We start from the raw sequence: 7,611 nt of genomic DNA on the forward strand, positions 1-7,611 counted from the left end.
GACGCCTTCCATCGTCCGTCCGGCGTGGGGCACCATGACGAAATCAATGGCCAGGAACGCGCCGGACGGCGCGTTCCTGGCGCGACGCTGGAGGTCTTCTGTCGATTCGAAGGAGTCCCGCGCCATCTCCTGGGAGATGGCGCTTTTGCGCAAGGTGCTGTAGGGAACGAGACCGCTGAGGCTGGTGATTCGGTTCAGCTGGGCGGTGATGATGCTTTGCGGTAGGCTGGGTGTGCGAGGCATAGTCACTTCGCATAAAGGCCCATGAGACCGGGGAATTTCAAGCCCCTGCCTCGTGGGCCTTCGTGCTGGTCGCTGTTCTCTCTCGCGTGGAAACTCTTGCTTGACGAGTCCCGCTTCTGGGCGGACTTCGCCCGCTTGCAGCAGCAGGTGGAGCGCGAAGGCGTGAAGCTGCGCGTGGACGACCGCGCTGCACTGTCCGCTACGGACCGCGTGAAGAAAGATCTGGAAGCCCTGGGCAGCCTGACCGGCCAGCAGGCCAGCGAGCAGGCCCGCGCGGCGAAGGTGCTGGGTGCCCAGTATCAGGCCAGTGCTCATGCAGTCCGGGAGCACAATGCGACGGTTCTCGCAGGGTACCGGAGCCAGACGGCAGCCGGGCAAGCGGAAGCGGCGGCAACTCAGGCGCGTACTGCGCGCATTCGGGAACAACAGGCCCAAATCCGGCTGACCTCCCAGATGGCGACCCAGGCCGCGCGTGACGAGAAGCAGCGCTCGGTGGCCAGCATCACTGCCCTCTCAAACGAGATGGTCGCCAACCGGAACATGTGGCAGTCCCGGCAGCTCAGTGACGATCAGGTGATCGAGGCGCAGCGCCGCATTCACCAGCAGGCGCTGTTGCAGGCCCAGGCGGTCGACCGGACCAGTGACGCGTACCGCCGCCTGACGCAGATTGCCGCGTCGGCCCAGCGGACCATGGACAGCGCCCAGGGCATCAATACGCCCGGCGGGTTCGCGTCCGGGGTGCAGCAGGGCATCTTCTCGGCGCTGGGGAACCTCGGGCCGTTCGGGCAGCTGGCCGAGCAGCTGGCCGGGATCTACCAGCAGTACCGCGCGGCGCAGGGGGATATGCGGGACGCCGGGGCGGATGTGGGCCGCGCGGCCGGGGACGGCGTGACCGAGGGCGTGCGGGCGCGTCAGGGTGAGGTGAAGAAGGCGGGCGAGGCGACGGGTGAAGCGGTGGAGAAGGGCATGAAGGACGCCCTGGACATCCGCAGTCCCAGCCGCGTGCTGCGGCAGGTGGGGATCTGGAGCGCGGACGGCCTGATCGACGGCCTGAAGGCCCGGTACGCGGAGGCCCTCCAGGCGGGCCGTGCCCTGGCGACGCAGGTGCAGCGGGGCGCGCAGAGCGTGAACCTGGGTGCCTCGTTCGGAATCAGTGGGGGCACGGGCCTGGGGTTGTTCAGCGGGGTTGGCCGTGCGGCCCAGACGGGCGGGCCGTCCGGTCTGTCCCAGGCGGCCGCCGATACCAAGGAAGCGGTGGACGCTCTGAGTGAACTCCCGGAAGCGGCCGCCCAGGCGGAACTGGGCGCGGCCGGGGTGGAGATCGCCGCCGAGGGCATGGGCGGCGCGGTGGAGACAGCGGCCGGGCACGTGCAGGCCCTGAAGGAAGCGCACCAGGAGGCCGACCCGGCCGCCCGCGCGACGGCCGTTGCCGAGGCGGAGAACGCCATTGCCTTTACCGCCGTCACGGCCGCCGTGGGCGCCCTCGGGTACGCCCTGGTGACCGGCGCGCAGAAGGCCGCCGAGTACGAGCAGGGCCTCGCGGAGATCAGCCTCCTGACCGACCGGCTGCCCAGCCAGTTGGGCCGCGTGGGCCGGGGGATCCTGCAGGTCGGCGCGGACGCCCGCAGGAGTTTCGGGGAACTGAAGGAAGCGTACGAGGAGATCCTGGGCGCCAGCGTCAAGGGCACCGAGGACGACAGCGCCGCCCTGGCGTTCCTGGCCCGCAGCGCCAACCTCGCCAAGGTCACGCGCGAGGAAACGAAGGTCGCGGCCGACGCCCTGACCAGCCTGCTCAACGCGTACAGCCAGGACGCCAGTCAGGCGGGTCGGGCCAGTGACCTGCTGTGGGCCAGCATCAGCGCGGGCAAGGTACGGCTGGGTGAGATTGCCGGGAGTCTCGGCGCGACCGCCGGGCAGGCCGCCGCCCTGAACGTTCCGATGGAGGAACTGCTGGGCGCCATGGCCCTGCTGACCACGCGCGGCATCCCGGCCAGCACGGCGCTGGAGTACATCCGCAGCGCCCTGTCGAACGTCCAGAAACCCAGTCAGGCGGCGACGGACACCGCGAAGGACCTCGGCATCCAGTTCGACGCGGCCGCCCTGAAATCCATGGGCCTCGTGAAGTTCCTGGCTCAACTGGGTCAGGGCGTGGGCGACAACAGCGAGGCGCTCGCCACCCTGATCGGGGATGTGGGCGGCCTGCAGGCCGTGCTGGGTCTGCTGAACGGTGGCTTGGAGGACACGGACGGCGTGCTGGCGCAGGTGACAGGCAGCGCCGGCAGCCTCAACCGGCAGGTCGGGAAGCTCAAGGGCACCGCCGAGGACAGCGTGAACGGCTTCAACGCCGCGTGGGAGCGGACGCAGATCCTGTTCAGCGGGTCGGTGCTGGGTGCCTTCACGACCGTGCTCGACAAGGGCGTGAACCCGCTGCTGGAGAAACTTGGCGCGCTGAAGAGTGCGCTGGAGGACGCCGGGAACAACCCGCACGAGATCCGCGCGGTCCTGACCATCGACTGGGCGAAGGACGACGCGACCACCATGGCGTACAAGCTGTTCTTCAGCGCCGGGCAGGCCGGGAAGGAAGTGAACGAGAACCCGTACGTGCAGATCTTCCGGCGGGTCCTGAGCGGCGAGGTGGCGTTCCGGACGCTGCAGTACGCGCAGCGGGAATCGGTGGCGCGCAGCCTTAGTAACGAGATGGTCACGAGCGGACTGATGGAACGCGCCCCCACCCCGGCCGCCCGGATTCAGCAGATCGAGGAGGTCATGGCGAACTTCGACCATTACCTGGGGGTGATGCAGGCGCACGTCCGCAAGGGCACGGACGCCCTGCTGAAACGGGATCCGCTCGTGCCGACCGCGTTGGCCGGAGAGGGACCCCTGCTGCCCGGTCAGGCCCGCACGACCGACGTGACGGGCATGGCGATCGTCGCCGGGGTCGGTATGGCCGGGCGCACGCGCGGCACACCCTACGACCAGACGTACGGCCCGAACGGCAGCTGGGGGCGGCACGTAGGTGAGGACTTCTTCGCGCCGGTCGGGACGAAGGTGTACGCGCCGTTCAGCGGGTACGCCAGCGTCCGCCAGGACAGGGCGCAGGGGAACATCGTGGACCTGTTCGACGCGGCCGGGCAGCGTCTCAGCATGATCCACCTCGACCGGTACGCCGACGGGCTGGTCGAGGCGATCGACAAGGCCGGCGGGAAGCTCCTAGTGAAGCAGGGGCAGTTCCTGGCGACGGTCGGGCAGACCGGCACGTCCGCGCACAGGGAACTCGGGGCGAAGAACGCCCACCTGCACCTGCATGCCGTGCGGAACGGGCAGATCGTCGATCCGTTCGGCGTGACCTTTCAGGGCGTCACGAAGGGCAGCCCGTACGTGGCGGCCACACCCGGTGCGGCCCCCACTCCAGCGAAGACTTTCGATCAGTACGTGCGGGAAGCGCAGCGCCTCACGGACGCCGTGACGAAGTACGCGCCGGGCGGCTCCGCGCCGGACGGGGAGCGGTGGCGCACCGCGACGAACCAGCTGAAGAAGTTCCGGGAGGAGAACGAACTGGCCGCGCAGGCGCTCGAATGGGTGGGCCTGCAGGCCGGGAAGACCGGCCGGGCGACGTCCGAGTACGGGCAGCAGTTCGACCGACTCAAGGGGCAGCTGGACGTCACCGCCAGCCTGGACAACCTGGGCCGCCCGGCGGCGGAAGTCACGAACCGACTGGAAGCCATCCGCAAGGAGGCGCTGGCCGGTGCGGAGGCCGAGAAGAAACGGTGGGGTGAAACCGCGAAGTACAAGGCCCTGCTGGACCTCGCAGGGGACGCCACGAAGAAACTGGAACAGGTCCGGGGCCGCCGGGCGGAACTCACGCCCCTGCAACGCGAACAGCAGCAGCAGCGGGATGCCGTGGCCCAGCAGCGGATGGAAGCCTCACTGCGAAACGCGGGCCGTGACCGCCTCGATCAGATCGTCGCGGGCGGCGTGACGCCCGAGGTCAGTCTCGCCAGGTGGCAGGCGGCGCAGGCGGAGATCAAGCGCCGCCAGGACGCCGCCGAACGGGCCGACAGGAAACGCGAGGAGGACGCCAGGAAGGCGGGCGAGAACCGCCTGGCCGCCGAGCGGGCCCTCGCGGACGGCCGCCTCGACGTGGCCCGCCGCAGCGCCGAGGCGGTCGTGGGCACCTACGACCTGGAGGTCAAGCGGGCCGGGGAGAGTGCTGCCGCCCGCCTCGCCGTGGAGGAACGCCTGGGCGCGGACGTCCTGGCGGCCCGGAACGTGCAGGCTACGCTGGCCGCCCAGGGGGAGGTCACGCGCCTGCAACGCGAACGGAACGCCGCCGTGAACGCCACGGGCCTGACCCTGCGCCAGCGGCAAGACCTGTGGGCGCAGTACGGTCAGCGGATCGCCCAGGTGCAGGCCGCGCTGGGTACGACCCTGGCCACACAGGAGGCGGAGGCGGCGCAGGCCCTGCAGGCCCTTCAGGACCGGGCCTTCAGTGAAGAGAACGCTGGCAAGGCGGAAGCGTACGCGGCCCGGTTGCGGGCCACCATCGCCAGCCTGCCCGGGCAGACCGGGGAGGGCCTGATCACCCTCTACGGCGAGGCGCGCGCCGCCCGCGACCAGGAACTCCTGAAAGCGGTGTACGACGAGTGGGAACGCCGCCGCCTGGAGGCTGAAGAGGACGCCCGCGTGGTGGCGCAGATGCAGAGCGAAGCGAACCTGTCTGCCGCGCAGGCCGGAGTAGCCACTGCCGAACAGATGATCGGCGAAGGGGACACGGAAGGGGCACTCCAGTTCCTGTCCGACCTGGGCGACGGCTTCCAGACGATGAGCGATCAAGGGGAAGACGCGGTTGACGCGATCAACCTCGTGATTGACGCGGTCAACCCACTTGCCGGGGCGTCTGCTGTCACCGATGAATTCAACAGCTTCGTGTCTGGCCTGTCCGGCACGATCGACGAACAGATCGGGCAGGTGGTGGACCGCCTCGCGGAGGTCACCGATCCGGCCATGCGCGCGAAGTTGCAGGGCCTGCTGAAGGACCTGCGGGCCGACCTTCCGAAGTACGCCGATCCGTACGCAGCTGGGTATCTGCCCGGCAGCAACGGGTTCGTGTCGACCGGTGACGCCCCGGACCTGAAGGAAGCGGCCCGGGCGCGTGACCTGGGGACTCTCCTGAACGAAACCACCGACCCCGCACAGGTGCAGGGCCTGATGGCTGAGGCCGTGGACCTGCTGGCCAGCGAGATGGGCAAGCGACTGCCGGAGAGCATCCGTACCAGCCTTGAGGAGGGTGTGCAGGGCGCGCAGGGGTACCTGGACGCCCTGAGCCTGATCACCGGGGACGCGGTGGTGGACGGCTGGGAACGCGGCACGCAGAAAGCCACTGCCTCGCCGGAGAACCGCTTCGTGGAGCTCACCGACCAGCTGTACGCCCTGCGTGATTCCCTGGGAGATCCGCTCCAGGAGAACGCGATCACGGAAGGCCTGCAGGCGGCCCGTGCGGCCGGGGAACTCACCGAGTCGCAGTTGCAGAGCCTGCTGGAACTGATCCGCCTGATCAAGGGGGAAGTCACGCCGGACCTGGGACTGGTCGGGCAGCAGGAAGGTGCGTACGAGGACCTCGTCACCCGCGCCGGGGACATCGATCAGGGCGTGACGGTCGGGAAGACCGACCGGATGGAAGCCGCCCGGCAGATGCGGACCCTGGCCGCCGAGGCGGACCGTTACGCGCAGGCAGCGGAGGCAGCCGGGAACGCGGAACTGGCCGCGCAGTTCCGGCAGGCGGCGGGCGCGGCCCGTGAAGCGGCCGGTGCGATCGGCACGCTGATGGACGTGCAGGAGTACGCCGGTCACGTGCAGGACCTCGCCGGGGCGTTCAGTGGGCTGGCGGAAGCGACCGGGAACGAGGATCTGGCCGCGAACCTGAACGGCCTGGGGAACCTGGCCGGGAAGGTCGCGGCGCTGGCGGGGGACATCGCGCGGATCGTGGCGAACCCCGCCGACGTGGGCGCCTGGGTGGGCGCCATCACGAAGATCATGTCCGGAATCGGGGAGGCGCTGAACGGGCACCGGAAGGCGTACGAACAGGCCGCGAAGATGCGCGAGGACTTCAACAAGCGTTTCACCCTCCTGAACGGCGACGACTTCGCGAAGACGACCGTCCGCAGCCGCGGCTGGCTCGCCGACACCTTCGGCGGCGGCCCCGAGGTCAAGCAGGTCGTGGACGACTTCGGCCTGAAGATCGCGCAGGCCATCGAGGGCGGCGTGCTGGGCGGGATCAAGAACGGACTGAAGCAGGCGCTGACCACCGGCGACTGGACGAGCTTCAGCAACACCTTCCGGGAATCTGCCTACAGCGGCGTGGTGGACGGGTTGATCGAGGCGGTCTTCAATGACACCCTGAAAGACATCCTGGCCCCCGGCATCAAGGTCCTGACCGACGCGGCGAAGACCCCGGGCGCGGACGATGACGCGGCGGCCGTGGCGGCCTTCGAGGCCGGGATCTTGGCGGCAGAGCAGTTCCTGACCACCACCGGGCAGGCCCTACAACCCAGCCTGAACCGCCTGCGCGGGAATCTGGGCGTCACCCTGGCCGGCAACACGGGCGGGGTGGACACTACGGGCCTGAGCACCCTGCCGGAACCCATTCAGTTCGCGCTGGCCACGCCCCTCCTCGAAGGCGTGCGGGGACTGAAAGAGGCGGGCAACGTCCTCCTCGAAGGGGCCACGATCATCCGGGACGCAGCCAAGGCCGGGTTCCGGGTCACTGTGGATGGCCCGGCGACGACTGGAGGCTACCGCAGCACCACGGGAACGCTGGTAGGCAGTTGAACGTAATGACGTTATGTATTTACCCGTTTATATCGCTGATCAGAGAGGACAAGATTATGAAATTTAAAAGGAAGAAGATCATAGTATTCAGGAAGATGTATCGAAATTCTATGTGGAGTCTTGTGTTGGTCCTAATATTTATTTTTCTATGTCTCTTTCTCTTTCTTATCTTTCCTAATCCGCAGTGAACTTTTAAAGGATCATCCACAACCTGCAAGTCTTAACCGCCCCACTGTGGGCGGTTTTTCATTCCCTGGAGGTGAAGTATGGAGGAGTACCGGATTCGCGTGCTGTCCCCGGACGGCACGGAGAAACACGTCCGCGAACTGGACCCGCCGGCGGGCACGCCGTTGTTCCTGGTGGGCGGCCCGCGCCGCATGGAAGTCGGACCGCTCGGGGACTGCCGGGAGGCGACGTTCGAGGGTGATCCCCTGACGCTGGGCATCGGGCCGCGTGACACGGTGCAGGTGCAGTACCTGACATCTTTCAGTTTTAAGCAGCATGCTGGCGAGTGCTGTCCCAGACGGCTAAAATCCGCTT

General features: G+C 68.3%; 2 protein-coding genes and 1 pseudogene. 2 read left to right on the forward strand and 1 reads right to left on the reverse strand.

The window, feature by feature from the left end; all coding sequences use genetic code 11:
• Nucleotides 1-243 (reverse strand): hypothetical protein (locus IEY70_RS20360; RefSeq protein WP_189066859.1); only part of this gene is annotated, 243 nt, incomplete at its 3' end.
• A 96-nt stretch (nucleotides 244-339) separates the two neighbouring features.
• On the opposite strand from IEY70_RS20360, the gene IEY70_RS20365 reads away from it, so the two are divergent.
• Nucleotides 340-7,071, forward strand: coding sequence for a phage tail tape measure protein (locus IEY70_RS20365; protein ID WP_189066860.1), 6,732 nt, complete (start codon nucleotides 340-342; stop codon nucleotides 7,069-7,071).
• 266 nt (nucleotides 7,072-7,337) lie between these two features.
• Nucleotides 7,338-7,611 (forward strand): annotated as a pseudogene (locus IEY70_RS20370) (hypothetical protein); the annotation flags it as partial.

This window comes from Deinococcus seoulensis (assembly GCF_014648115.1).
Classification (GTDB): domain Bacteria; phylum Deinococcota; class Deinococci; order Deinococcales; family Deinococcaceae; genus Deinococcus; species Deinococcus seoulensis.